Source organism: Ruminococcoides sp., from assembly GCF_057037865.1.
On sequence record NZ_DBLZMS010000002.1, the window covers coordinates 133,536 to 160,335 of the forward strand.

Annotated in this window: 21 protein-coding genes; 14 read left to right on the plus strand and 7 right to left on the minus strand. The window is 41.7% G+C overall.

Annotation, left to right across the window (positions count from 1 at the left end; translation table 11 throughout):
- Window positions 1–14: 14 nt before the first annotated feature.
- Genes rfbC through AC2HW8_RS02485 form a run of 13 tightly spaced genes read left to right on the plus strand, consistent with a single transcriptional unit; the run spans window position 15 to window position 13,687 of the window.
- Window positions 15–587, plus strand: coding sequence for a dTDP-4-dehydrorhamnose 3,5-epimerase (rfbC, locus tag AC2HW8_RS02425; RefSeq protein ID WP_117885725.1), 573 nt, complete (start codon window positions 15–17; stop codon window positions 585–587).
- 29 nt (window positions 588–616) lie between these two features.
- Window positions 617–1,606 carry a glycosyltransferase family 8 protein gene (locus tag AC2HW8_RS02430; RefSeq protein ID WP_303786093.1) on the plus strand — a complete coding sequence of 330 codons (990 nt, stop codon included), beginning with the start codon at window positions 617–619 and terminating at the stop codon, window positions 1,604–1,606.
- Window positions 1,607–1,619: 13 nt separating this feature from the next.
- Complete coding sequence (locus tag AC2HW8_RS02435; protein WP_117969509.1) at window positions 1,620–2,753, plus strand: glycosyltransferase family 1 protein; 1,134 nt, start codon at window positions 1,620–1,622, stop codon at window positions 2,751–2,753.
- A 29-nt stretch (window positions 2,754–2,782) separates the two neighbouring features.
- Entirely contained in the window at window positions 2,783–3,670 is an 888-nt protein-coding gene (locus AC2HW8_RS02440) for a glycosyltransferase family 2 protein (protein WP_296665882.1), read from the plus strand.
- 12 nt (window positions 3,671–3,682) lie between these two features.
- On the plus strand, window positions 3,683–4,954 hold the full coding sequence (locus tag AC2HW8_RS02445; RefSeq protein ID WP_117951286.1) for an O-antigen ligase family protein: 1,272 nt from the start codon (window positions 3,683–3,685) through the stop codon (window positions 4,952–4,954).
- 18 nt (window positions 4,955–4,972) lie between these two features.
- A complete protein-coding gene (locus tag AC2HW8_RS02450; RefSeq protein ID WP_484327097.1) occupies window positions 4,973–5,797 on the plus strand; it encodes a polysaccharide pyruvyl transferase family protein in 825 nt (274 codons plus the stop codon).
- Window positions 5,798–5,820: 23 nt separating this feature from the next.
- Window positions 5,821–7,365 (plus strand): MATE family efflux transporter, encoded by a 1,545-nt coding sequence (locus AC2HW8_RS02455; RefSeq protein ID WP_484327098.1) that lies wholly within the window; start codon window positions 5,821–5,823, stop codon window positions 7,363–7,365.
- 23 nt (window positions 7,366–7,388) lie between these two features.
- The gene (locus tag AC2HW8_RS02460; protein WP_484327099.1) at window positions 7,389–8,303 is read left to right on the plus strand and encodes a glycosyltransferase family 2 protein; all 915 of its coding nucleotides are present in this window, start codon (window positions 7,389–7,391) and stop codon (window positions 8,301–8,303) included.
- Window positions 8,303–9,382 (plus strand): polysaccharide pyruvyl transferase family protein, encoded by a 1,080-nt coding sequence (locus AC2HW8_RS02465; protein ID WP_482605706.1) that lies wholly within the window; start codon window positions 8,303–8,305, stop codon window positions 9,380–9,382. The genes AC2HW8_RS02460 and AC2HW8_RS02465 overlap by 1 nt, the downstream gene beginning before the upstream one ends.
- Window position 9,383: 1 nt before the next feature.
- Entirely contained in the window at window positions 9,384–9,542 is a 159-nt protein-coding gene (locus AC2HW8_RS02470; protein WP_482605704.1) for a hypothetical protein, read from the plus strand.
- Between the two features lie 15 nt (window positions 9,543–9,557).
- The gene (gene menD / locus AC2HW8_RS02475; protein ID WP_303693587.1) at window positions 9,558–11,321 is read left to right on the plus strand and encodes a 2-succinyl-5-enolpyruvyl-6-hydroxy-3-cyclohexene-1-carboxylate synthase; all 1,764 of its coding nucleotides are present in this window, start codon (window positions 9,558–9,560) and stop codon (window positions 11,319–11,321) included.
- Window positions 11,322–11,335: 14 nt separating this feature from the next.
- Window positions 11,336–12,520 carry a nucleotide sugar dehydrogenase gene (locus AC2HW8_RS02480; protein WP_303670885.1) on the plus strand — a complete coding sequence of 395 codons (1,185 nt, stop codon included), beginning with the start codon at window positions 11,336–11,338 and terminating at the stop codon, window positions 12,518–12,520.
- A gap of 15 nt (window positions 12,521–12,535) precedes the next feature.
- Window positions 12,536–13,687, plus strand: a complete 1,152-nt coding sequence (locus AC2HW8_RS02485; RefSeq protein ID WP_303786102.1) for a hypothetical protein — start codon at window positions 12,536–12,538, stop codon at window positions 13,685–13,687.
- A 310-nt stretch (window positions 13,688–13,997) separates the two neighbouring features.
- Here the strand turns inward: AC2HW8_RS02485 and AC2HW8_RS02490 are convergent, their stop codons facing one another.
- From AC2HW8_RS02490 to AC2HW8_RS02515, 6 genes are all read right to left on the minus strand, one after another.
- Complete coding sequence (locus AC2HW8_RS02490) at window positions 13,998–14,216, minus strand: hypothetical protein (protein WP_015523125.1); 219 nt, start codon at window positions 14,214–14,216, stop codon at window positions 13,998–14,000.
- 132 nt (window positions 14,217–14,348) lie between these two features.
- Window positions 14,349–16,202, minus strand: a complete 1,854-nt coding sequence (locus AC2HW8_RS02495) for a bifunctional metallophosphatase/5'-nucleotidase (RefSeq protein ID WP_484327100.1) — start codon at window positions 16,200–16,202, stop codon at window positions 14,349–14,351.
- A 349-nt stretch (window positions 16,203–16,551) separates the two neighbouring features.
- Window positions 16,552–17,307 carry a pyruvate formate-lyase-activating protein gene (pflA, locus tag AC2HW8_RS02500; protein WP_117951293.1) on the minus strand — a complete coding sequence of 252 codons (756 nt, stop codon included), beginning with the start codon at window positions 17,305–17,307 and terminating at the stop codon, window positions 16,552–16,554.
- Window positions 17,307–19,544 (minus strand): formate C-acetyltransferase, encoded by a 2,238-nt coding sequence (gene pflB / locus AC2HW8_RS02505; RefSeq protein ID WP_015523122.1) that lies wholly within the window; start codon window positions 19,542–19,544, stop codon window positions 17,307–17,309. Before pflB ends, pflA begins: the two co-directional genes overlap by 1 nt.
- Window positions 19,545–19,810: 266 nt before the next feature.
- Window positions 19,811–20,302 (minus strand): HD domain-containing protein, encoded by a 492-nt coding sequence (locus AC2HW8_RS02510; RefSeq protein ID WP_046431236.1) that lies wholly within the window; start codon window positions 20,300–20,302, stop codon window positions 19,811–19,813.
- Window positions 20,303–20,421: 119 nt separating this feature from the next.
- The gene (locus tag AC2HW8_RS02515; RefSeq protein ID WP_015523120.1) at window positions 20,422–20,946 is read right to left on the minus strand and encodes a DUF5662 family protein; all 525 of its coding nucleotides are present in this window, start codon (window positions 20,944–20,946) and stop codon (window positions 20,422–20,424) included.
- 176 nt (window positions 20,947–21,122) lie between these two features.
- Here AC2HW8_RS02515 and AC2HW8_RS02520 point away from each other — a divergent pair, with 176 nt between their 5' ends.
- Window positions 21,123–22,310: a L,D-transpeptidase family protein gene (locus AC2HW8_RS02520; protein ID WP_484327101.1), complete on the plus strand. Its 1,188-nt coding sequence runs from the start codon at window positions 21,123–21,125 to the stop codon at window positions 22,308–22,310.
- A gap of 585 nt (window positions 22,311–22,895) precedes the next feature.
- On the opposite strand, the gene nifJ is transcribed toward AC2HW8_RS02520, so the two are convergent.
- A complete protein-coding gene (gene nifJ / locus AC2HW8_RS02525; RefSeq protein ID WP_215639217.1) occupies window positions 22,896–26,456 on the minus strand; it encodes a pyruvate:ferredoxin (flavodoxin) oxidoreductase in 3,561 nt (1,186 codons plus the stop codon).
- Window positions 26,457–26,800 lie beyond the last annotated feature (344 nt).

Here is a 26,800-nt window from a genome sequence, read left to right on the forward strand (position 1 = left end):
TAAGGTGTATTTTAATGATACAGAAATTTGAATTTTGCAATACGGACTTTGAGGGTGCATACCTCATCAAACCGTTCTGTGCAACCGATATCAGAGGTGCATTTATAAAGGACTACTCAAAGGAAGTTTTTGAGGCTAACGGCCTTGAACACAATCTTGCCGAGGTTTTCTACACGGTTTCTCACAAGGGTGTAATTCGTGCGCTTCATTTTCAGAGAGTTCACGAACAGGCAAAGCTGGTACGGTGCATTAAGGGCAAGGTTTTTGATGTTATCGTTGACCTCCGTCCCGAATCACCTACATTCAAAAAATGGCAGGGATTCTACCTTTCCGAAGAAAATATGAACGAGCTCTATGTTCCCGAACATTTTGCACACGGCTATCTTGTGCTTGAACCGTCTGTTGTTTCATACAAATGCGGTGAAAAATTCTACGGCGAATATGATGACGGCATTATGTACAACGATCCGGATTTGGGAGTTGAATGGCCATTTGATGAAATCGGCGGTATTGAAAATCTTATTATTGCCGACAAAGATAAAAATCTTCAATCGTTCAAGAAATATGAGGAAATGTATCTTAAATAAGTTTTAGTATATAAGCCCCGGAGGGTAAAATGAATGTAGTTTATTCAAGCTCGGACAGCTACTCGATGGTTGCGGGTATATCAATGTATTCCCTGCTCGAAAACAACCAATCTGTTGACGAACTAAATATTTTCCTGATTGAAAACGGTATGTCGCAGGAAAACAAAGACAAATTCACAACAATGTGTCAAAAATTTAACCGTCAGATTACTTTTATTCCCATTTCCGATATTGAAAAGCTGACAAACTCATCAATCAACATCGGAAGATGGAATATTAGCACATTTGCAAGACTTTTTTATTCAAGTATGTTGCCCGAATGGGTTGACAAGGTTATCCACATTGACTGCGACACAATGATAATGTCCTCTCTTGAGCCGTTATGGAACATTGATATGAAAGACAAGATTGTTGCAGGTGCATATGAATGTATCGGTGACAGCTATAAAACGGAAGTCGGAATGAAACCCGACGACATATATATAAGCGCAGGCAATATTATGCTAAATCTTGCGGAAATCCGCAGAAGAAATCTTGAAGAAAATTTCAAGAAGTTTATACAGAATCACCGTCATCTCTCCTTTGTTGACCAGCCTGTACTGAATGCCTGCACTACAAACGAGGACAAGCTTCTTATTCCGCTCAACTACAACGCCTACTCAATTGTTTTTTATCTCAATTATAAAAATGCGAAAAAAGCCAAGAGAGTCAGCCGGTATTATACGGAATCGCAGGTGCTTGATGCAGTTTCCAACCCCTGTATTGTTCATTTTACGACCTGTTTTATGGACGGAACAAGGCCGTGGATTGAAAACAACAATCATCCTATGATAAAACAGTATCTTGATTACAAGCAAAAGAGTGAATGGGCAGACACACCGCTGTGGAAAGACAACCGCAGTGCCGTCAAGAAGTTAGGCGGCAAGATGTTCAATATTCTGCCACAGGGCTTTGTTGCGGGTTCAATCGGAATTGTTCATGACAAAATACTTCCTGCACTGCATAAAATCAAGAAATGATACGGAGGTCAGTATGGAACCGATAAGAGTTTTGCACAACATCGTGCTGATGGATGCGGGCGGAATTGAAACCCTCGTAATGAATTTATACAGACATATTGATAAGGAACAGATTTTATTTGATTTTCTCGTTCACAGACCGCAGGAGGGTTATTACGAAAAGGAAATCAGAGAATACGGCGGAAAAGTTTACAGAACCCGTCCGTTTAATCCCCTGCATATGAGAGAATACAAAAAGGAATGTATGAATATTCTCACAAGTCATCCGGAGTACAAAGTTTTTCATGTTCATCAGGAACTGGGACTCTGGACGCTTGATTATGCTCATCAGGCAGGAATTCCGACAAGAATTGCACATGCTCACAATGCGAAAACTGTCGTAAATCTGAAATATTTCTTCTTTCTTTACGAAAAAATGTTCATCAAAAAACATTGCACGGATATGTTTATGTGCTCAAAGCCTGCCGGAGAATGGCTGTTCGGAAAACAGGCTGTTCAGGACGGAAAAGTAAAATATATCAACAACAGCATTGAAACAGACAGATTCAAATATAACGAACAGACACGCAGAGATATGCGTGAAAAGCTCGGCGTCGGCGACAAAATCGTCATCGGTCATGTAGGCCGTTTTGCACAGCCGAAAAACCATACATTTATTCTTGATGTCTTTAACGAGATTCACAGGATGAATAAGAACACGGTTCTTGTTCTCTGCGGTGAAGGAAAGCTTGAGGACGATATAAAAGCTAAAACAAAGGCACTCGGTCTTGAAAATGATGTGATTTTTACGGGCATTATGGACACAAGCGTATTGTATCAAGCGCTTGACCTTTTCCTTTTTCCGTCATTATGGGAAGGCTTGCCGCTTACGGGCATTGAAGCCCAGACTTCGGGCTTGCCGATTGTTATGAGCGATGTTATTGCCGATGAAACTGTTGTTACGGACAATGTAACACGACTTTCGCTTTCAAACTCTGCCGATGTATGGGCAAAAACCTGCCTTGATGTGCTTGACGCATACGAAAGAAAGGACTGTCAGAAACAGGTTACAGACGCCGGATTCGATGTATGCAACACGGCAAAGCTTCTTCAGGACTTCTACATTGACCGCACACTCAGAGCAAGACACGCACAAAAAAATTTATAATTACAGCAAAACATTTTAAGGTGGTATAAATGCAACAGCTCGTTTCCGTTATCATTCCTACATATAAGGGTGCCGACAAGATCAACTCTGCCGTTGACAGCGTTCTTAACCAGACATACAAAAACATTGAGGTAATCGTTGTTGACGATAACGGCGAAAATGAACCGGAACAGTTGCTTACTGCCGAAAAAATGAAAAAATACGAAACATTTGAAAATGTAAAATATCTTGTACACAAAAAGAATATTAACGGTTCTGCCGCCAGAAACACGGGAATCAGAGCGTCAAAGGGATTTTATTTGGGCTTTCTTGATGATGACGATGTATTTCTTCCGGACAAAACGCAGAAACAGGTTGACTGCTTTGAAAAGCTTCCCGAAGATTACGCAATGATTTACGGCTCGTTTCTGGAGCATATGACCGAGAACACCGACCGTATTGTAAAAGCGGATAATGCCGACAATTTTCTTTACCGCTTTTTGTGCAACGAAATAATTGCCTGTTCAAGTACAATTATGATTAAAAGAAGTGTGCTTGACTATGTAAAGGAATGGGACGAATCATTTAAGCGTCATCAGGATCTTGAATTTTTTGCCCGTGTTGCCTGCGGCTGCAGGGTTGCCTGCATAAGTGATGTCTGCATTGAAAAGTTCAAGCTTGACCGCAATATGCCGAAGGGCGAGCTTTATGAACAATACAGACTTCATTATCTTAATAAAATGAAGCCGATTATTGAACAATTCACCGAGAAAGAACAAAAAAGATTGTACAACATTCATTATACGGAAATCGGCAAGGCGTATTTAAAACAAAAGCAGTTGAAAAAGGCTATGCATTGGGCGTTCAAAACTTCCAATCCGGCAAAGGCTCTGTTTTTGTTTGTTAAAGACGGAATGACTTTTATTCTACGAAAATAACCGAGGTAATTTATGGAAAACACGCTTCAAAACTCAAAAGACCGGCTTTTCATAAAACTTAACAGCTTTGTTGTAGCCATGATGATTTCAGCACAGACCATCACGGGTACAATCGTTCGTATTCCGGCTTTTAAAGATTTTCATAACAATTTCATAATTTTGGTAATTGCACTTACAATAATCATTGCGGAAATAATTTACTACAAGAAAGTGACTATAGAACTTCCTGTTATGTTCTTTCTCTCTTTTGTAACCTTGTGGTATCTTTATTCCCTCATTTTTCACGGAAATAACTGCGATCTGAATGTGATTCAATTCATATTTTACGCAATAATACCGATTTATGTCATAGGCAAAAAGCTTGACGGGGAACTTGTGATGCGGTATATTCTCTATCTTTCCCTTATAACCCTGCCGGTTATAAATTTGTTTTTTGTTCTCCAGTATGTAAAATACAATCAGGCATATATGGGTAATATCTACGCAATTTTATCACCTGTTATCGTTGCCATGATACATTTTAAGCTGTACAGAAAGCAGTCGAACCTTCTCATAAAACTTACATATATATACAACCTCTACATAATGGCTAAGATTGTTTTGTTTGCAAACAGAGGCGCTGTTCTCTGTCTTGCCTGCTGTGCCATTGTGCTTGTCATAAACGCATACGATGACGACAAACGCAAAAAATTGTCTGCGATTAAGCTGTCGCTCATTATTGTCTTCTCTGTAATCGGAATTTTGATAATTATATTTGCACTTCCCCTGTTGCATTCGCTGGCAGACTTGTGCAACAGTATTTTAAACAGCGTTCCGAGCTTCATTTCAAAAATGATTAAATATCTTGAACTCGGTGATGTATCTGACGGACGAACCGCAATTGATGCATTTACATTGCCCGCAATTGCGAACAATCCTATTTTCGGCTACGGCATTGAAACCTTCTCAAAGGTTTCGGGTGAGCTGGCAAACCGTTCATGGCCGTATCCGCACCAGTACATCTACCAATACCTCTTTGAAGGCGGAATTGTATTCGGACTTATTCCGGTATATTCAAGCCTTTCGCTGACGGCAAAGGTTGTATGCACAAGAATCAAAGATAAGTCGGAATTTGCGTTGTGCTGTACGCTTGTGTGCGTAACACTTCCAAAACTTCTGATTTCCACCGAACCATGGGCAACAACATCGATATGGATGCTTATTACTTATTCGCTGATATACATATGCAAGACAAATCCGATATTTATATCTCTTAATCAGAGCTTCTGCTCACGGCGCAAATAATACAACGGAGAAAATACAATGGTATATAAGATAATGTATCCCCCGATTCCGAATATGGGAGATCTTCTTAATAAAGATATGCTTGAAGAACTGTTTAACATCAAGGTTGTAAGAAAAGACCTTAAAAGCTGTAACCTGATTGCAATCGGTTCTGCACTTGACCACATAATGTACTCAACATATCCGAGGATCAGAGCAAAGCAGAAAATTGAGCATTTTATAAATGATAATGTCCACATATGGAGTACGGGCTTTATCCGAGGCAATGCCGAGCTTGATTTGGGGCTGATATTCAGACATATACATATACACGCTCTGAGGGGCAGACTTTCATTGCAGAGAATGGAAAATATTCTCGGCAAAAAGCTTGATGTGCCGACAGGTGACGGAGGACTTCTTGCCGAAAGGTGGCTTGGATTTTATCCCGAAAAAAAGTATCGTGTCGGAATTATCCCGCACTTTAAGGAACAGGATCACCCTGTTGTGAAAAAACTTCTTGATAACTACGATAATTCAACGCTTATTGACCTGAAGGAAAACCCAAAAAAGGTTGTCGAAAAAATAGGCGAGTGCGAATACATTATTTCAAGCAGCCTTCACGGTATGATTGTTGCTGACAGTTTCCACATTCCAAATATGCACATAACCCTTACGAACAATATGTTCGGTGACGGAAACAAGTACAATGATTACCTCTCTGCCTTTGACATTACACACACACCCTTTGATTGTTCAAACGGTGATATGCCTACAATCAGCGAGGTGAAAAATAATTACAGAATCGATCCGGATATTGTTGAACTGAAGAAAGAACAGCTCTTCAATGCTTTTCCAAAATTTTAATCAGTTAAAACTAAGGTCATATTATGAAAAAATTATCAACAAGTAAACAAATGGCAATAAATATGGTTGCCGCCATAGTGTCTTTTTTGATAGGAACAGGAATTAACTTTGTTCTTGCACCCTATCTTGTAAAGGAACTCGGTTCTGAAACCTACGGATTTATCGGACTTGCAAACAACTTTGTCCAGTATGCCACCATTGTAACATCTGCTCTCAACTCAATGTCGGGCAGATTTATTTCAATTGAATACAGCAAAGGAAACATTGACAAGGCATCAAGATATTTCAGCTCGGTTCTGGTTGCCGACCTGATTATTGCCGGCGTTTTACTTTTGGTTTCGTCAATTATTACATTCAACATTGAATTTATACTGAATGTTCCCGAAAATCTTGTTGACAGCGTAAAGATATTGTTTGCGCTCACTTTTGCAACATTTATAATCAGCGTTATCACGGCAATATTTACTACTGCGGCATTTGTAAAAAACAAGCTGTATATCAATTCCCTCCGTGATATTGCGTCAAACACGCTCAAGCTTTTGCTTGTAGTAATTTTGTTCTCGTTTTTTCCCGCAAAAGTATATTTTCTCGCTATGGCATCACTTGCAAGCGGAATTTTTCTTTTGCTTACCAATATCAAAGTCAAGAAAAAAATTCTGCCGGAAGTAAAGATGAACTTCAACCTTTTCAGTTTCAAGCTGGTAAAAGTTCTGATTTCCGCAGGAATTTGGTCGTCAATCGGTTATCTCAGCACAGCTCTGAACAGAGGTCTTGACCTGTTAATCTGTAACCTGACTCTCGGAGCGGGACTCATGGGACTTTTATCGATTGCAAACACCGTTCCGCACTGCATTGATAACTTTATTACAACCATTGCAAATATCTTCACTCCCAGATTTACAATCCTTTATGCAAAGGGCAACACGGACTTACTTGTTGAAGAAACAAAGTTTTCGTCAAAGATTATGAGTTTTCTCATGACTGCACCTCTTGCGGGATTTATTGCGTTTGGCAACAAGTTCTATACATTGTGGCAGCCGACCAAATCTCCGGACGAAATTACCATAATTCAGATTTTGTCGGTGCTTGTATGTATTTCATACCTGTTTACCTGTCACACAAGAACTCTTTCTAGCCTTTTCACCGTATGCAACAAGCTCAAGGCCTCCGTTCTTATCTCGCTTGTATGCGGTGTTCTTACGGTTATTATCGTTTTACTGCTCATACACTTTACACCGCTCGGCGTTTATGCTATTGCAGGCGTCAGCTCTGTTTTTATCGGTCTTAAAGCGATAGTATTTGTTCCGTTGTACGCCGCACATATTTTGAAAATAAAGCTTACAACATATTACAAGTCTATTTTCAGAGGATGGTTCTGCTTTGCTGTTGTTATCACCATGTTCATCTTTATCAACAGCTTTGTACACGCAAACAGCTGGATGTCATTCCTTCTTCTCTGTGCAGCAAGCGGACTGGCAGGATATGCCGTTTCCGTTCCGCTCATTTTCTCAAGAAAAGAACTAGTTCTTATCAAGGATAAAATTAAGAAGAAGTTTAAGAAAAGCTAAATTATTATCATTTTGAGGTTGCAATGACTGAATATACTTTTTCCGTTTTTACACCGTCATATAACAGGGCAAAAACTCTGCCCAGATTATATGAGGCGCTGAAAAGACAGACATACAGAAATTTTGAATGGATAATTGTTGATGACGGTTCAGCCGACAACACAAAAGAAACGGTTGAGAAATTCATCAGCGACAAGCCCGACTTTAACATAACCTATAAATATCAGACCAACAAAGGAAAACACATTGCAACAAATGTTGCGGCACAGATTGCAAAGGGTGAATTCTTTATAACGATTGACTCCGATGACAGCGTAAAAGACGATGCCCTTGAAACATTTATAAACGAATGGAACAAAATTCCCGATGAAGACAAGTCAAAATACAAGGGAATTTCGTGCCGCACCTGTAACGAAAGCGGCAAAACAAACGGTTGTCCTCTGCCGTCAGAACGATTTGACTGTTCCGACCTTGACCTGAGATTGAAGTATAAAATTGACGGTGAGATGTGGGGAATGACAAAACTTGAAATAATCAGAGCCAACCCATATCCGTGTGTTTCGGGACTTCATTTTTATCCCGAAAATATCTATTGGGACAATATCGGAAGAAAGTATATAACCCGTTTTATTGACACACCGTTGCGATATTACATAAACGATCAGGAAAATTCTTTGACGGGTAACGCTTACTCGGCTCACAGGGAAACTATTTTCGTAAGACTCCACTTTATAAACGAATGTTGGGATTACGCAAAGAGCAATCCTAAGTTCTTTATCAAACAATTTGTGGGACTTTCCCGTGACGGCTTACTCAACGGCAAAAGATTTTCCGAAATAAAAAAGATGCCCGACACATTTTCAAAGAGGGCTCTTGCGGTCATATTTTATCCCATGGGATATTTTTTGTACAAAAAACAATCAGGGGGAAGCAGATAATGAAAAAGGTAGGCATTGTAACATTTCACCGTGCATTGAACTACGGCGCTGTGCTTCAGAGCTATGCGTTGCAAAAAACCGTTTCCTCGCTCGGTGCAGAGTGTGAAATTGTTGACTATATCTGTCCGAAAATCACAGCCGACTACAAACCCTTTCGCATTTATAAAAACGACCTTCTGAAATCCTTTGCAAAAAGCTGTGTCATGGTAAGGAGAAGAGCAAAACGCAGAGACGCTTTTAAGTCGTTTTTCAATAACTATCTTGTAAAGAGTAAAAAGTCGTATACTCCGCAGAATATCGGGGAGCTTAAAAACGATTATGACTTGTTCATTTCGGGAAGCGATCAGGTGTGGAGTCCGAGATGCGTCGGTTTTGATCCCGCTTATTTTCTGACATTTGCCGATGACAAACAGAAGTATTCATATGCGGCAAGCTTTGCCGTTCCGACATTGCCCGATGAATTTATTGATGAATATAAAAAAAGGCTGAACGGTTTTCAGAAGTTCTCAGTTCGTGAACCGAGCGGAGAAAAGCTTGTAAAAGAACTCACGGGCAGAACCGCCGAAACTCATCTTGATCCTACCCTGCTGATTTCGGCAGACGAATGGAAAAAGATTGCCGTTTCAAAAATCGACAAACCGTATATCCTCATTTTTACGGCTAATCCGGCAGTTTCGCTTGTGGATTTTGCCCTTAAACTGTCAAAAGAAAAGAACCTTCCCGTTTACTGCATAAACGATGCACCTCACCCTGTAAGTCACGGTATAAATTATATTGTTGCACCTACTGTTGAGGAATTTGTCGGCTGTTTCAAAAATGCCGAATATGTTGTTACAAACTCGTTTCACGGAACAGCGTTTTCTGTTATTTTCAACAAGAATCTTTTTGTTGAATTCAAGAACAAAAGCGGAAGAAACATCCGCTCCGAAGGCCTTTTGAAAAGTCTTGGAATCGACCGTGAAATTGTTGACGGAAACTGCCGAGAAACCGAAATAAACTGGTACGATGTGAACAAAAAAATCAAGAACCAGACAATAATATCTTTGGATTATCTTAAATCCTTTGTCAGCGGTGGTTAAAATGAGTCTTAAAAATACACTAAAAAAAGTCAGACAGGGCATAATCAAAACATTTAAAGCAAAAAATGTTGTTCCCGTGTATGTGCAGAAGGAGAACAACAATATTCTTAACGGCAAAATCGCTCTGATTACAGGCGGTTCCGGAATTATTAAAAACTAAAGCGGAGGAAAGCGTATGTATTCTACAATAAAAAGCATTCAGTTGCTCACTGCACTTCTGAAAAAATATAATATCAACAAATTGGTGCTTTCTCCCGGAGGCAGTGATATTCCTATAATTCATTCACTTGAAAATGACGATTTTTTTGAGTGTCATTCGGTCGTTGACGAGAGAAGTGCCGTGTATTACGGCATCGGACTTGCACAACAGACAAAATCCCCCGTTGCCTGTATCTGTACCTCGGGTACGGCTGTAAGCAACTATCTTCCGGGTATGACAGAGGCATTTTATCAGGATGTTCCGATTGTCGCAATTACCGCTGACAAAGACCCGTACAGATTAAATCAGCTTATGCTGCAGAAAACCCAGCAGGTCAATATTTTTGAATCGGTTACAAAAAAATCCGTTAATCTTCCCGTTGTGCGTGGCGGAAATGACAGATGGTACTGCGAAAGACTTATTAACGAGGCTCTTTCGGAGCTTGACCATCACGGAACAGGACCTGTGCATATCAATATTCCGATTGTTGAAAACTCGGCTGTATATGATTGTGAAAATCTTCCTCAGGTTAGGAAAATCAACAGAATTTCTCCCGATATGCCCTCCGAGAAGTGGCGTGAATATGCAGAAAGGCTTTCAAAATATAAGAAAATTCTTGTCATTGCCGGTCAGAACAACTGTTTCTCGGAAGATGACAGAGCGTGCGTTGAGAAGTTCTTTGAGAAATACAATTGCCTTATATCGGTTGAGCATATGTCAAACCTCAAGTGCAAGGGCTGCCTTATGACCTATCCTTTGTCAGAATGCTCAATGCAGGGAATGTTCGGCGAGTTATGCCCCGATCTTATTATTTCGTTCGGCAACAATATTGCTTCATATAAACTCAAGCCTATGATTAAGGCTCACAAGGAAAAATTTGTTCACTGGCAAATTGATACTGCGGGAAGAATCAGAGATTTTTCCGACAAGCTGACAGATATATTTGAATGTACACCGCAGTATTTCTTTAACTGCTTTGCAGAGAACGCACCGCAGGATTCAAAAAATGATATGACATACTACAATATGTGGAATGACGATATCAAAATGCTTGATTATTCAAGCAGTCTTCCGTTCTCAAATATGTATGTTGCCAAAAAGCTTGCTGAAATTATTCCCGACCGTTCTGTTCTGCACCTTGCAATTCTCAGCAGTACAAGAACTATGCAGTTCTTCGATTTGAAACCGAATGTCAAGGTTTACAGCAATATCGGCGCTCTGGGTATTGACGGCTGTATGTCTTCGTTCTTCGGACAGGCATCGGCAACAGACGAGCTTGCCTTTTGCGTTGTGGGCGACCTCAGTTTCTTCTATGATATGAACTCCGCAGGCATCAGAGGAATCAAGAACAATGCGAGAATTATTCTTCTCAACAACGGCGGTGGTTCAGAATTTCACTTCTTTATGGGCAAGGAAAAGATTCCTACAATCAATCAGTACATCTGCGCCGAACATCACAAGGGCGCAAAGGGCTGGATTGAATCACTCGGATATGACTATTACAGCGCAACAACCAAGGAAGAAGTTGACAACATTATTCCTACACTTGCAGAAGAATCCGACCGACCGATTTTTGTTGAGATTTTCACCGATATGGAAGAGGACGCAAAGCTTATTAACAGGCTTTTTCATGACAACAGAATGAAATTTGGCGGAATGAAGCTCAAGATGATGGAAAAAGCAAAGTCAATTCTCAGTCCGTCACAGATTCAAAAGGCAAAAAAATTATTAAAAAAGTAATCAGGTGAAACCAAATGAAAATAGCAATTGCCGGGACAGGCTATGTAGGTCTTTCAAACGCTGTACTTCTTTCGCAGAAACACGAGGTAACCGCTGTTGATGTCGTTGAAAGCAAGGTAAGGTTAATCAATGAAAAGAAATCTCCGATTGCCGACAGGGAAATCGAAGAATATCTTGCTGACAAAAAATTAAATTTGGTTGCAACCGTTGATGCAAAATCTGCGTACAAAAACGCTGATTTTGTAATTATCTCTACTCCTACCAATTACGATGACGAAAGACACTTTTTTGATACATCGTCCGTTGAGGCTGTAATTGAGCTTGTAATTGAATGCAACCCAAATGCGGTTATAGTTATCAAATCCACTATACCGGTTGGATACACAAAAAGTGTTATTGAAAAATACAAATACACAAAAATTCTTTTCAGTCCCGAATTTTTGCGTGAGGGCAAGGCTCTCTATGATAACCTCTACCCGTCAAGAATCATTGTCGGTGTTGATATGGAAAATGAAGAACTGAAAAAATCTGCCGAGACTTTTGCAACGGCACTTGCAGACTGTGCAATTAAGGAAAACATAGACACTCTCTTTATGGACTACACAGAGGCAGAGGCGGTCAAGCTTTTTGCAAATACATACCTTGCAATGCGTGTCAGCTTTTTCAACGAGCTTGACACATATGCCGAAATGAAGAACCTTAACACTAAAAGTATCATTGACGGTGTGTGTCTTGATCCGAGAATCGGAAATCACTACAACAATCCGTCCTTTGGCTACGGCGGTTACTGTCTGCCAAAGGACACAAAACAGCTCAAGGCCAATTTTTCGGATGTTCCGAATGACATTATCAGCGCTGTTGTAACATCTAACAAGACAAGAAAAGAATTTATTACATCACAGATAATGAATAAAAATCCAAAAGCTGTCGGAATTTACCGCCTTACAATGAAGTCAAATTCCGATAACTTCAGACAAAGCTCAATTCAGAGCGTTATGGAGCTTTTGAAAAATAACGGTATCGAGTTAATCATCTACGAACCGACACTTAAAGTCGATTTATTCGAGGGCTTTGGCGTTGAAAACGACTTTGAAAAGTTCGTCACAAAATCGGATGTAATCGTTGCAAACAGATACAGCTCCGTTCTTGACTGTGTAAAAGAAAAGGTTTACACAAGAGATTTGTTTTTCAGAGATTAATTTGAGGGTAAAAGTATGGAAACATTGATTATCGGCAAACCGAAAATTGAAAAACTTGCTAATCGTGCCAGACTCTGTTCAAAAATCAGCGAAAACGGAAAGCCTTCCTACATTCTCTGGTTTGATGTTGATGCAAAGTATGCTGACTATCTGACCGAAAGTGCCGACGCATTCGTTGTTGCGCTGTTGCCGTATGCAATGAACAACAGTCTAAATATTTCGGCAGAAGCAAAGATGTCGAAGCAACTGTGTTTTCAGCTTAATGAAATTTTCATTCCCGTTCTTACAAAAAATTCAAAATTATTCAACAAAATTTCGATATCTGCAAAAGAGCTTACACAGGAAAACTACTGCTGCAAAAATGCGTCGGCAACAGGATTTTCGAGAGGTGTGGATTCATTTGACACAATTTGCAGTCTTTCCGAAAACAGAACGGAAAAGCTGAGTCATCTTACCTTTTTCAATGTCGGCTCCCACAGGAGTACGGCTAATTACACACCCGAACAATCTGCCGAGCTGTACGAAAATCGTCTTGAAATTGCAAAAAAATCCGCAAAAATCTTTGATATGCCGTTGATTGACATTAATTCAAATCTCGGTGAACATCTTACCCTGCCGTATGTAAAGGTTCATCATTATTGCAGCTTTTCGGCGGTCTTATGTATGCAGAAATTTTTCAAAAACTATTACTATGCGTCGGGATACCCGATAAGCAGTTTTTCGATAAAACAATGCGACACCGGCTCGGCACACTATGAGGCATTTACGGCAAGTATGCTGAGTACCGAAAGTACCGATTTTTACATTACAGGGCTTGAAAAGACTAGGCTTGAAAAGGTTGACTTCATTTCAAAATTTCCGATTACATATGATAACCTCAATGTGTGTTACTACGGTGAGAACAACTGCGGTCACTGTGAAAAGTGCGTCAGAACGCAATTTGAGCTTATGGCACTCGGAAAACTTGAACTGTATAAGAATGTTTTTGATATTCCGAAATTTTACAGAGACAAGAACAAATATATGGACTATGTTCTCAAACATCAGAACAAGGACTATTATACAGAAATTCTCAGTCTTATGAAAAAGAAGGGTTTCAAGCTTACGCCAATTCAAAAAATTAAAAAGGCTGTCTATGCCGTTTATCTTAAATTCAGAGGGAATTAAGGCTTACGGTTGCTTTAACCGACAAGCCATTGAGGAGGTATAGCAGATATCAGATGATGTCTGCGTTTTTATAATGCCTCACGGCTGTGGGTTTGGCGGTTACTTCGCACAAAACAAAAATGCATCAGAGCTTTTCGGGCAACTGATGCATTTTCTTTTTTAAACTGTTTTCTTGAATAGACTGCGGTGGCACACCGCCGACATCATTTTCTGTTTTCAACTTTCAATTCTTAATTGAAAGCACCGCTCTGGTATTTAACTTTTGCGTATGCAAATACTGCTACCCGAATTGGGTGCAACAACTTGTTGCTTATTCTTCCTCAGCAAGCTCATCGGCTGTAACTTCTGCCTGCGGTTCTTCCTTTGCAGCCTCCTCAGGCTCTTTTTCGGAAACAATATCGTCAATTTCCTCAATAAGCTTCTGTTCTGCGCATCTGTGCTTTTTTAAAGCGAGAAATGCTGCTGTGGCAGCCGCAAGTGCAGAGATTGCACCGATGATTGTGTAGAATAATTTTTTGTTTTTATCCATTCCGGCACCTCTTTCAGTATTAATATAAATCAGCGGAAAAACCGTATTTTTCTACTTATCGCTATTTTATACCATTTTTACAAATTTTTCAATAGGCAACTGATAATCTTTGCACAAATGGCTGTCAATGTGTCATATTCTCTTTTTACGCTCTGCAAGGGCAAAAAGTACTCCGCCCGAAATTACAACAAGCATCATAACAGCCGTTGCTGTCACTCCTGTCTGAACACTGCCGTTTTTATCAGGCTGTGAAGGAGTGCTGTCCGATGTTGCGGCACCGCCTGTTGCCGAAGTCGGATTTGCAGAGGTTGTACCGACAGTTGCAGGCTCACCCGTTGGAGCAGTCTGAACAGTCTGTTCCTGAGTAGCAGTCGTTTCTTCCGACGGTGACGATTTTTCAACAAGATTTGCATTTGCGGCAGCCTTTTCAAAATCGCCCTTGCCGATATAATCACGCAGAATTTGTTCGCAGGTGGTATATTCTTTCACGGTCGTGAGCGACGCAACATCGCCGTAATCGGAACTGTCAAACGCATAGTTATTTGAAACCACTCTGTAAGTTTTTAAAGTGTCAATTGACTTTCCTCCGATTTTTACATCTGACACTCTGCCGCCGTACGGCTTTGAATAGTCATATACCGCACTTAAACCGCTGAACTGCATTACAGAACCGCTGTTATCCGGCCAGCTGTATTGATACGGGTCTTCCCCGTCCTTTATCGCCTGCTTTTGAAGGTCATAAACCGCATTGTTTTTCTTCATAAGGTCAACTGAAAATTCAAGAATATCAATAATCTGCTGACCTGTAAGCTCCTTTTCAACAAGCACATTGCCGTAGGGTGAAATTGAAATCAAATCGGAATATGTCACATTACCCTTTGGAATACCCGAACGGATTCCGCCTGCATTCTCCATTGCAACATCAGCACCCGTAAAGTCAAGATAAGCGGCTGTTACGATTCTGCCTATCTCCTGCTCGCTTGTTCTCAGCTCTTCCCAGCTGTAAGCGTACTCCCTACTGCTCTCGCCGATTACTTCGCTGAGTACGCTCTGTTCACGCTTTTCAATTGCAGAAATATCGGACGCAATCTTTTCATCGGACATCCCCTGAGTATCGGCAGACGAATATGTTTTTTCGACTGCATCGGTAACGCCCTTTTCATTGGAATATGTCAGAGTAAGCACACCTACATTTTTGAAAAAGCAGTTTGCCTCAACAAGCTTTACGCTCTTGCCGTCACTGTCAGTACAGTATTTGTCAATGAGAATGTGCTGATGACCTGCGATTACCGCATCAATGCCCGATGTTTCGGCAATGAATTTTTCGGGGTTTGCATTATGAGTCAGCGCAAGTATAATATCACAATTCTCGTCATCTCTGAGAAAATTCGCATACGCTGTCGCTGTTTCGGCTGAATTTTCAAAGCGAACATTTTCAACATTCTTTGCCGATGTTGATGTGTAAAAATCTTCGTCAATAACGCCGAAAACTCCGACTCTTACCTTTGTGCCGTCATCAGCAGTAACATTCTTTATATAAAAGTTGTTGTCAAAATATCTGTTGCCGTTTGTGTCTGCCACATTTGAGGCAAGTATGGTAAAAGAGCTTTCTCTGTCAAGCTCTCTCAGCCTGTCGGCACTGTAAGACCAATCGTGATTGCCGGGCGTCATTGCGTCATAACCTACAGCGTCCATAAGCTCGGCAATGCTTTTTCCCTCTTCAACGGTGGCAAATGACTGTCCGTGAAAGGTGTCGCCTGCATCAAGTATCAAATCGGCATTTTCCTTGTCCGCAATGGTCTTGACTGCATCAAAACCGATTTGACCGCCCGATGTGGACTTGTAGTAGCCGTGAATATCGTTTGTGTGAACTATATGAATTTCCGTTGATTTTTCTTCGGCAGATACAGCACACACCGAAATGCCCGAAAGCATTATGGCGCTAAGCAAAACACAACCAAATTTTTTTATGTTTTCTGATTTCATTACTTTACTCCTTTCAAATTAAAAATATGTAGTAATTGTTTGTAAAATCAATGCTTTGTTGGGTGAATTGTACCATATTCTGCGCAATTTTTCAATAGTTGTATATTGGATACGGCGGCAAGGTGTTTTATTATTGCAAAATTCTGCTTTATCTGCTATTATTTTAAGATGTTGATAACCCAAAAGTTACGCTGAGATTTCTCAACAAGGACAGCTCAAAAATCTTTGAATACACCTTTGATTCATCAATTTTGCTGAAGAAAAAACAACAAAAGCATAATAACAAATAAAAATCAAAACAAAAACGGCAGTACCAAAAAAATCGGTACTGCCGTTGTTATATAAGAAATTAATCTCTTGTTTTTTCGCCGTTAAGAATCATTTCCGCATTCTTAACACGCTCTTTTGTCGGGGGCTCAATGCCCTCGAGAGGATAGTCATAACCGAGAGCCTTCCACTTGTACACACCGAGTGTGTGATACGGAAGCACCTCTACACGCTCAACATTCTTGAGCGAACGGATAAAGTCGGCAAGTCTGAAAAGATACTCGTCCTTATCATTTCTTTCAGGCACAAGAACATGTCTTATCCATACGGGCTTGCCCATATCGGAAAGCTGTCTTGCCATTTCAAGAATATTGGTGTTTGGCTGTCCTGTAAGGATTTTGTGCTGTTCGTTGTCGATATGCTTTATATCAAGCAACAGCAAATCCGTATATTCCATTAGCTCTTTCCACTTTGAATAGAACGGCTCTTTGGTTGTAAACGGGTTGGCGCTTGTGTCAATACAGGTATTAACGCCCTGCTTTTTAGCCTTCTTGAACAAATCAAGCAAAAAGTCAATCTGTAAAAGCGGCTCACCTCCGCTTACTGTGATACCGCCCTTATTTTTCCAATAGGGGCGGTATGCAAGCGCTTTATTAAGCAACTCGTCGGCGGTGTATTCCACGGTGTTTTCATCGTGTTTCCAGGTGTCGGGATTGTGACAGAACTGGCAACGCATTGCGCAACCGCTCAGAAAAATCACAAATCTCACGCCCGGACCGTCAACAGAGCCAAAAGTTTCTATTGAGTGTACAAAGCCTTTAACAGCGTTGTCCGACATTACATTCTGTCGTGGCAGGTTCTGGCAATAACATCCAGCTGCTGCTCTCTTGTAAGGTCGATGAACTTAACAGCATAACCCGATACACGGATTGTGAAGTTAGCGTACTCTTCCTTCTCAGGATGCTCCATAGCGTCAATGAGTTTTTCTGTACCAAATACATTTACATTGAGGTGGTGTGCGCCCTGATCAAAGTAGCCGTCCATAACATTTACGAGGTTGTCAACACGCTCGTCATCGTTGTGTCCGAGAGCACCCGGGTTGATTGTCTGAGTATTTGAAATACCGTCAAGAGCGTACTCGTAAGGAAGCTTAGCAACAGAGTTAAGTGAAGCAAGAAGGCCGTTCTGCTCTGCACCGTAGCTTGGGTTAGCACCCGGTGAAAGCGGCTCGCCGGCTTTTCTGCCGTCAGGAAGTGAACCTGTAGCCTTACCGTAAACAACATTTGATGTGATTGTAAGGATAGAAGTTGTAGGCTCTGAATCTCTGTATGTGTGGCAATACTTGAGCTTAGCCATGAATGTCTTGAGAAGATCAACGGCAATCTTATCTGCTCTCTCATCATTGTTACCGTATCTTGGGAAGTCACCCTCTGTTTCAAAGTCAACAGCAATGCCGTCCTCGTCACGGATAACCTTAACCTTAGCGTACTTAATAGCGCTGAGTGAGTCAACAACATGTGAGAAGCCTGCAATACCTGTTGCAAATGTTCTTCTTACATCTGTATCGATAAGAGCCATTTCTGCTGCCTCATAGTAGTACTTATCGTGCATGTAGTGAATCATGTTAAGTGTGCCTACATAGAGGTGAGCAAGCCAATCCATCATTGTGTCATACTTCTTGATAACTTCGTCATAATCAAGGTACTCTGATGTGATAGGTGTATATTCAGGACCAACCTGCATCTTTGTCTTTTCATCAATACCGCCGTTGATAGCGTAGAGAAGGCACTTAGCAAGGTTAGCTCTTGCACCGAAGAACTGGATTTCCTTACCTGTCTGTGTTGCGGATACGCAGCAGCAGATTGAGTAATCATCGCCCCATACAGGACGCATTACATCATCGTTCTCGTACTGAATTGAGCTTGTTGTAACTGAAATATGAGCAGCATACTTCTTGAAGTTCTCCGGAAGTCTTGAAGAATAAAGAACTGTGAGGTTTGGCTCAGGTGAAGGTCCCATATTCTCAAGTGTGTGGAGGAAACGGTAGTCGTTCTTTGTAACCATTGAACGGCCGTCAATGCCAAGACCTGCAACTTCGAGTGTAGCCCATACAGGGTCGCCCGAGAAGAGCTGGTTGTAAGACTCAATTCTTGCAAACTTAACCATACGGCACTTCATAACAAAGTGGTCAACAAGTTCCTGAGCCTGTGATTCTGTAAGTGTACCGTTCTCAAGGTCACGCTCGATGTAGATGTCGAGGAATGTTGATACACGACCAACGCTCATTGCAGCGCCGTTCTGAGTCTTGATAGCAGCAAGATAACCAAAGTAGAGCCACTGAACTGCCTCTGCAGCGTTCTTAGCAGGCTGTGAAATATCAAAGCCGTAAGAAAGTGCCATTTCCTTCATATCGTTAAGAGCACGAATCTGATCGGCGATTTCTTCACGAAGCTGGAAGTCGCCTCTTCTCATACCCTGACGGTTTGTTTCTGCAAAGTCCTCTTTCTTGCCTTCGATAAGACGGTCAATACCGTAAAGAGCAACTCTTCTGTAGTCACCAACGATTCTGCCTCTGCCGTATGTATCGGGAAGACCTGTAAGAATCTTGTTGTGACGAGCAAGCTTCATCTCAGGAGTGTAGATATCGAATACACCCTGGTTGTGAGTCTTGTGATATTTTGTAAAGATTTCGTGGAGTTTAGGGCTTGGAGTGTAGCCATACATCTGGCATGACTGCTCAGCCATTTTGATACCGCCGTAAGGCATAAATGCACGCTTGAGAGGCTTGTCTGTCTGAAGACCTACAACCTTTTCAAGGTCTTTATCAAGATATGCAGCGCCGTAAGCTGTGATGCCGCTTACAACCTCAGTTTCCATATCAAGAACGCCGCCCTTGGCTCTTTCTTCCTTCTGGAGTTCCTTGAGCTCGCCCCAGAGCTTGTCTGTAGCTTCTGTAGGACCTTCAAGGAAAGACTGGTCGCCGTCATAAGGTGTGTAGTTTTTCTGAATGAAGTCTCTGACATCAATGTCGGACTCCCATTTGCCACCTGCAAAATTTGTCCATTCTTCTCTCATTACTGTAAAACCTCCGATAATGATAATTAATACTGAATTTTGTATATGACACAAAAAAATGCCGACTCAATTCCAAGCAGACGCCCGGTAAGGTCAGCTCCTTGAAAAAATCGTCATACATCCTTGTATTCTGTCATTTATTCACTTTTATAATCATATAACCAACACCATTAAAATAACACTTTTTAAGGGCGTTGTCAAGCATTTTGAGATACTTTTTACACCACTTTTTCACACTCAAAACGCTATGGTAAATGAGTACAATTTTAGGGTGTGAGGAACATTATTTTCAGCAGATTTTTTCCTGTATTTGTGCGGAATATTTTGTCATATGCCTGCTCTGCTGCACTGCGGCTTGAATCATCCTCATAAAGGTTCACAAGGAAGTCAGCCTCTACCAAAATTCGGTACGGCAAAGTATCAATATTTCCATAGGTGTGATGGTGTCCCACAAGGTAACAAACTTTGTCAATAAATGTTTTTTCGTAGCCGAGAGCAGCAAGCAACTTTTCAGCCTCGTGAGGACCTTCAAGTTCCTGATACTTTCCTGCAGACGAATTGTACTTTTCTTCGCTCACCTTTATGCCGATGTCGTGAACAATTGCGGAGATTTCAAGGAGCTCCTGATCGTCGGGCAAAAGATTTTCACTTTCACCGATTGTCTTTGCGAATGAATAAACCTTGAGAAAATGGTGAATTCTTTTCTTGTCACTTCCAAAATATTCAATCATAGCAGTTATAACTTTGTCGGTTTTCATATTATCACTCCTTACGGCGAGCCGCCGTACCCTATTCGTGTAGACAGTTTTTTTGTTTGTGCAATTCTGTAGGGGTAGCCTTGCGACTATATTTCAGACGGGAGGATTCGCACAAACAATCACTTTTTCATACTTCTTATATATGCAAAAGTCTTTTCTTCACCCTCATCTCTCAGCATAACCAATAATTTTTCAAGCAAGGCCTCGGTGTTGGGGTGCATACGGTGTTTGCCTCTGATTCTGCAAAAATATGTAAACGGAGCGCCGTCCGTGTAATTTTTGCCGTTGTAGATTTTGCTTGCGGCAACTCGGTCACAGAACATTTCGATAACATATTTTACAGGCATTTCAACATTTTCAATCTGCTTTGTCTTTGGGTTGTAATCGTTCCAGTATTCGTAATGGTGACGGTTTCTGCCCTTGTGATGCAGCCACGCCTGTGAATAGCCGTACAGCTCTCTTTCCTTTTCATTGGGACTTCTCGTGCCCTGAAAATACTTTGCACCCGGAATAAATTCTGTAGGCGAATACTTTGACAAATCGTGTATTAATCCCTGTCTGAGAATTCCTGCCCTTGCACAGTTGGCAATTACCTTGTGCCTGTGACGGGTTATTGTTCTGAAATGTTTAATCGGATGTGCCATAATTATCACCATAAATTGTTAGTTTGGAAAATACAAAACATTCTCCGACTGACATTTTACCACATTTCTCGCCGATTTAAAATAGCACTTGCAAGATTGTCGAAAAAAAGTTATAATATACAAAGGTTAAAATTTTGTAACCATTTAATGTTAAATTCTATAAGGATAGGTAATCTATGAAAAAGAAAATTTTCATTCTTTTACTTTGTGTTGTCCTCATTGCAACCTGCATATTATGCGGTGTGACGGGAATTTTCGGAAATGATTCTCAAAATTCTCCAAAACCGCAGACGCCCGATACGGCAGTAACCGAAAATACGACATTTCCGAGCAAGGTTGATTCGCTCACATTAAAAGTCGGCGAATCAAAGCTTATTGAACTGTCATCCGAAAAAGCAAAATCCGTTACCAAATGGACAAGCTCGGACAGTAAAATTGTTACCGTTGATGACGGCGGAAGGGTTGACGCTCTCAAAGAGGGTACGGCTCTGATTTCTGCCATTTCAAAAGATAAATCAAAGTCGGAATTTCAGGTTACGGTGGCAAAATCAACCACGAAAAAACAGCAAAGCTACTCAACCTGTATAACGGCAAATCTTGACAAGCTTGAAAGCAATAAGCGTAACACGGCAAAAAACCTGTACGCAATCAAGGTCAACCGCACGGCAAACTGCGTGACGGTTTACACATATGACGAAAAGGGCAAGTACACAATCCCCGTAAGGGCGATGATTTGCTCCACAGGTCTTGACAATTCGACAATCACGGGTGACTACACAATCGGAATCAAATCTGAATGGCTTTCCCTTGTGGGCGATGTTTTTGGAAGATACATCAGCGGAATTTCGGGCGATTATCTTTTCCACTCCGTTCCCTACTACTCAATGAGCGAAGAAGATTTGGAGCTTGAGGAGTTCAACAAGCTTGGCGAACAGGCATCACAAGGATGCGTAAGACTTGCGGTTTCGGATGCAAAGTGGGTTTATGACAACTGCCCCACAGGCACGAATGTAAGCATATATGACGATGCAGAAAATGCAGGCCCTCTCGGAAAACCGGATGCAATCAAAATCACCGATTTTACCAACAAATGGGATCCGACAGACAGCAATAAAAAATGCCCGTATGCCAAAGCAACACCAATAATCAGCGGTGCAAACGATTACACGATCAAAAGCGGCGGCGAATTTTACGCCCTTGCAGGAGTAACAGCCGTTGACACCTGCGGCAACGACATAACATCAAATATCGAAGTTTTCGGCAATGTAGTAACCACCCGAAAAGGCAAGTACAAGGTAACATATTCAGTCACCGATGTGCTGAAAAGAACCAATTCCGTCACGATTACGGTTACGGTTGCGTGATTGTTAAATTGAAAGTTGAAAATTGAAAATGTAAAATAAAAATGCGGTTGGCAATGTGCCACCGCATTTTTTATGTTCGTGCAGACAGTTTTCACAAACAGTAGCGGCGGTCAGTGACCGCCATTTGATTTGGTTGCAAAACCAAATCAACCATACAGCAACATACATATTTTGACCAAGTATAAAATTCCAATTATTTTTGCAATGTATGTTTTAGGGGGAACCGTGTTCGCCCGTTCGTATGCAACGCATACGATTGCACGCAATGCGTGCAAGGTTCAATACACAATTATAATCACATCAAAACATATGTGATTAAACAAAATATTTCATCAAGGCGGGCGGCCGATGACCGCCCCTACGGGTTTACATTTATAAATTATTATTTAAACGGAAAAATACTGACGTTGCCTGTGGTCGAACCGATTTTGCAATCGGTTCGATTGGCGTTCACTGTACGCCGCTACAATTTTCCACTTTCCATTTTCAATTTTCAATTAAAAAAATCCCGAACACGGCAAATGCCATATTCGGGAGAATTTTTTATTTATTCACATATTCACTTTTTACAAGCTTTAGCCAAAATTATTCGGCATCGGGAAGGCTTGCAAGCTTTTCAAGGTGAGCATACTTATCAGCAGCAACCTTTTCAGCCTTTTCAAAGAGTTTTTCTGCTCTTTCGGGGAATGAACGAGTGAGTGAGTTATAACGAACTTCGCCCATGATGAAGTCACGATATGATGCAGAAGGAGCTTTACCGTCAAGCATGAACGGATTCTTTCCTTCGTCTGCAAGACGAGGATCGTAACGGAAGATGTTCCAGTAGCCTGCCTCAACAGCCTTTTTCTCCTCAAGCTGAGCAATGCCCATGCCACCCTTGATACCGTGGTTGATACACGGAGCGTAGCAGATTACGAGTGACGGACCGTTGTAGCTTTCAGCCTCAACCATAGCCTTGAGAACCTGATTGTTGTCAGCACCCATAGCGCACTGTGCAACATAAACATAGCCGTAGCTCATTGCAATAGCGGCGAGGTCTTTCTTCTTAACAGCCTTACCTGCGGCGGCAAACTGTGCAACCGAACCTACAGGAGTAGCCTTTGAAGCCTGACCGCCTGTGTTAGAATAAACCTCAGTATCGAATACGAGGATATTAACATTTTCGCCTGATGCGATTACATGGTCAAGACCGCCGAAACCAATATCGTAAGCCCAACCATCACCGCCGAAGATCCACATTGACTTCTTAGCAAGTTCGTCCTTGTCAACGAGTGTTTTCTTAACAAGTTCGCCAACCTTTGCATCCTCTGTGTTCTTTTCGAGTTCAGCGATAAGAGCGTCTGTTGCAGGACGGCTTGAAGTTGAATCTGTTACTGTGTCGAGATAGTTCTGACAAGCTGTCTTAAGGTCAGCGCTGTCTGTATCCTTCTGAATACCCTCAACATACTCGATAAGTCTGTTGCGGATAGCCTTCTGACCGAGAGCCATACCAAGACCAAACTCTGCGTTATCTTCAAAGAGTGAGTTCTGCCAAGCAGGACCGTAACCCTTCTTATTCTTTGTATAAGGTGTTGCAGGAGCAGACGCACCCCAAATTGATGAACAGCCTGTTGCGTTAGCGATAAACATTCTGTCACCGAAAAGCTGTGTAACAAGCTTTGCATACGGTGTTTCACCGCAGCCTGCGCAAGCGCCTGAGAATTCAAGCAACGGCTGTTTGAACTGACTGCCCTTAACTGTAGTGAACTTGAACTTCTCGTGAACTTCAGGCTTATCTTCAAGTGTGAGAGCGTAGTCAAATACTGCCTGCTTAGGACGCTGTGAGTCGATTGACTGCATTGTGAGAGCCTTAGCGCCCTTCTTACCCGGACAAACCTGAGCACAAGCGCCGCAACCTGTACAGTCAAGTGTTGAAACTGTCATTACAAAGTTGAGGTCCTTAAGTCCCATCATCGGGAGGCTCTTTGTACCCTCGGGAGCTTTTGCAAGCTCATCGGCTGTCATGGCAACAGGACGGATTACAGCGTGAGGACATACTATTGCACATCTGTTACACTGAATACAGTTTTCAGGATTCCATTCGGGAACATCAACTGCGATACCTCTCTTTTCATAAGCGGCAGAACCGTTAGGAGCAGTACCGTCAACATGATCCATAAATGTTGAAACAGGGAGCTTGTTACCCTTATATGCATTTACAGGCTTGAGGATTTCGTTTACATACTCAACGAGAGCGCCGTTACCCTCTGCCTTGTCGGCAGCTGAATTATCAACAGCGTTAGCCCAATCAGCAGGAATTTCAACCTTTTTGAGGTCTTCCATACCACGGTCGATAGCGGCGTAGTTCATATCTACGATAGCCTGACCTTTCTTCATGTATGACTTCTTAGCGGCAGCCTTCATAAGCTCCTTAGCCTTGTCGGCAGGAATGATATCTGCAATCTTGAAGAATGCTGACTGAAGAACTGTGTTGATACGACCGCCGAGACCGATTTCCTTACCAATCTTGATACCGTCAATTGTGTAGAAGTTGATGTGTCTTTCAGCGAGAATCTTCTTCATCTTACCCGGGAGACGCTCGGAAAGCTCTTCTGTATCCCATGGGCAGTTAAGAAGGAATGAACCGCCTTCTTTAAGGTCATCAACAATATCGTACTTGTCAACATAAGACGGATTGTGACAGGCAACAAAGTCTGCCTTTGAAATGTAGTATGTTGACTTAATGGGAGTTTTACCGAAACGAAGGTGAGAAACCGTAAGACCGCCTGACTTCTTTGAGTCATATGCAAAGTAGCCCTGAGCGTACATATCGGTGTTATCGCCGATAATCTTGATTGAGTTCTTGTTAGCACCGACAGTACCGTCAGCACCAAGGCCCCAGAACTTACAGCTGTGTGTACCCTTCGGAGTTGTATCGGGATTTTCAACGATCGGAAGTGAGAGATTTGTAACATCATCAACAATGCCGATTGTAAATCTTCTCTTAGGTGTTTCGCTTTCAGCGTTTCTGTAAACAGCAATGATGTCACCGGGTGTTGTATCCTTTGAGCCAAGACCGTATCTGCCTGTGTAAACCTTTACACCTGCAAAGTCCGAACCGTTGATAGCGGCGAGAACATCAAGATAAAGAGGTTCGCCGATTGAACCGGGTTCCTTTGTTCTGTCAAGAACAGAGATTGTCTTAACAGTCTTAGGAAGCTCTCTGAGCATATAGTCGGCAACGAAAGGTCTGTAAAGGTGAACTTTAAGAAGACCGACCTTTTCGCCTGCGGCATTGAGGTAATCAACAACTTCTTCTGTACAGTCACAAACAGAACCCATAGCAACGATAACATGCTCTGCATCCTCTGCACCGTAGTAGTTGAACGGCTTGTAGTCAGTGCCGATTTTAGCATTAACCTTGTCCATGTACTTAACAACAACTTCGGGAACTGCGTCATAATACTTGTTACAAGCTTCTCTTGCCTGGAAGAAGATATCGTCGTTCTGAGCAGTACCTCTTGTTACAGGATGCTCAGGGTTAAGAGCACGACGACGGAAAGCCTCAACTGCATCCCAGTTAAGCATATCGGCGAGGTCTGCGTAATCCCACTCCTCAATCTTCTGAATTTCGTGAGAAGTTCTGAAACCGTCAAAGAAATGAAGGAAAGGAACTCTGCCTTCAATAGCTGCAAGGTGAGCAACAGCGGCAAGATCCATACATTCCTGAGGATTGTTTGAACAAAGCATAGCATAACCTGTCTGACGGCAAGCGTAGATATCTGAGTGGTCACCAAAAATAGAAAGTGCGTGGCTTGTGAGCGCACGGGCTGATACATGAATAACGCCCGGAAGGAGCTCGCCTGCCATCTTGTACATATTCGGAATCATAAGGAGCAGGCCCTGTGATGCTGTGTAAGTTGTGGTCAAAGCACCTGCTGCGAGTGAGCCGTGAACAGCACCTGATGCGCCGCCCTCCGACTGCATTTCCGTTACCTGAACCTGTCTGCCGAAAAGGTTCTTGGCACCCTGTGCCGAGAACTTGTCGGTAAGGTCAGCCATTACGGAAGAAGGTGTAATAGGATAGATAGCCGCAACATCGGTAAACGCATAAGAAACATGAGCTACTGCGCTGTTACCATCCATAGTTTTCATTTTTCTTGCCAATGGAATCGTCCTCCTTTTTAATCAAAGCGGCAAAGGAAATGATGCCGCATAAATTTTCGATACCCGTTAATTACGCACCGTAAATCAACAAGCGGTACGGATACTTTGTATCATCTTAAATTTTATCACTTAAACACCGATTTGTAAAGTGTTTTACACAAGAAATTCAAAGCAGGATATATATTTTTGTTTCGTTTTTTACAAAAAAGTTTTTTATATTTACTTGTTCCTGTCAAAATACTTTGTTGTTGATTTTTTAAAAATCAATAACAAAGGTTTTGATTATTTGTACAAACGGTTGCAATACTACGCTCGGGCATAATTTGTTTTTTGACATTCACAAA

What these genes read in the sequence shown, in the direction of transcription:
- rfbC (WP_117885725.1), top strand. Translation starts at nt 15, where the DNA reads ATGATACAGAAATTTGAATTTTGCAATACGGACTTTGAGGGTGCATAC.
- AC2HW8_RS02430 (WP_303786093.1), top strand. Translation starts at nt 617, where the DNA reads ATGAATGTAGTTTATTCAAGCTCGGACAGCTACTCGATGGTTGCGGGT.
- AC2HW8_RS02435 (WP_117969509.1), top strand. Translation starts at nt 1,620, where the DNA reads ATGGAACCGATAAGAGTTTTGCACAACATCGTGCTGATGGATGCGGGC.
- AC2HW8_RS02440 (WP_296665882.1), top strand. Translation starts at nt 2,783, where the DNA reads ATGCAACAGCTCGTTTCCGTTATCATTCCTACATATAAGGGTGCCGAC.
- AC2HW8_RS02445 (WP_117951286.1), top strand. Translation starts at nt 3,683, where the DNA reads ATGGAAAACACGCTTCAAAACTCAAAAGACCGGCTTTTCATAAAACTT.
- AC2HW8_RS02450 (WP_484327097.1), top strand. Translation starts at nt 4,973, where the DNA reads ATGGTATATAAGATAATGTATCCCCCGATTCCGAATATGGGAGATCTT.
- AC2HW8_RS02455 (WP_484327098.1), top strand. Translation starts at nt 5,821, where the DNA reads ATGAAAAAATTATCAACAAGTAAACAAATGGCAATAAATATGGTTGCC.
- AC2HW8_RS02460 (WP_484327099.1), top strand. Translation starts at nt 7,389, where the DNA reads ATGACTGAATATACTTTTTCCGTTTTTACACCGTCATATAACAGGGCA.
- AC2HW8_RS02465 (WP_482605706.1), top strand. Translation starts at nt 8,303, where the DNA reads ATGAAAAAGGTAGGCATTGTAACATTTCACCGTGCATTGAACTACGGC.
- AC2HW8_RS02470 (WP_482605704.1), top strand. Translation starts at nt 9,384, where the DNA reads ATGAGTCTTAAAAATACACTAAAAAAAGTCAGACAGGGCATAATCAAA.
- menD (WP_303693587.1), top strand. Translation starts at nt 9,558, where the DNA reads ATGTATTCTACAATAAAAAGCATTCAGTTGCTCACTGCACTTCTGAAA.
- AC2HW8_RS02480 (WP_303670885.1), top strand. Translation starts at nt 11,336, where the DNA reads ATGAAAATAGCAATTGCCGGGACAGGCTATGTAGGTCTTTCAAACGCT.
- AC2HW8_RS02485 (WP_303786102.1), top strand. Translation starts at nt 12,536, where the DNA reads ATGGAAACATTGATTATCGGCAAACCGAAAATTGAAAAACTTGCTAAT.
- AC2HW8_RS02490 (WP_015523125.1), bottom strand. Translation starts at nt 14,216, where the DNA reads ATGGATAAAAACAAAAAATTATTCTACACAATCATCGGTGCAATCTCT.
- AC2HW8_RS02495 (WP_484327100.1), bottom strand. Translation starts at nt 16,202, where the DNA reads ATGAAATCAGAAAACATAAAAAAATTTGGTTGTGTTTTGCTTAGCGCC.
- pflA (WP_117951293.1), bottom strand. Translation starts at nt 17,307, where the DNA reads ATGTCGGACAACGCTGTTAAAGGCTTTGTACACTCAATAGAAACTTTT.
- pflB (WP_015523122.1), bottom strand. Translation starts at nt 19,544, where the DNA reads ATGAGAGAAGAATGGACAAATTTTGCAGGTGGCAAATGGGAGTCCGAC.
- AC2HW8_RS02510 (WP_046431236.1), bottom strand. Translation starts at nt 20,302, where the DNA reads ATGAAAACCGACAAAGTTATAACTGCTATGATTGAATATTTTGGAAGT.
- AC2HW8_RS02515 (WP_015523120.1), bottom strand. Translation starts at nt 20,946, where the DNA reads ATGGCACATCCGATTAAACATTTCAGAACAATAACCCGTCACAGGCAC.
- AC2HW8_RS02520 (WP_484327101.1), top strand. Translation starts at nt 21,123, where the DNA reads ATGAAAAAGAAAATTTTCATTCTTTTACTTTGTGTTGTCCTCATTGCA.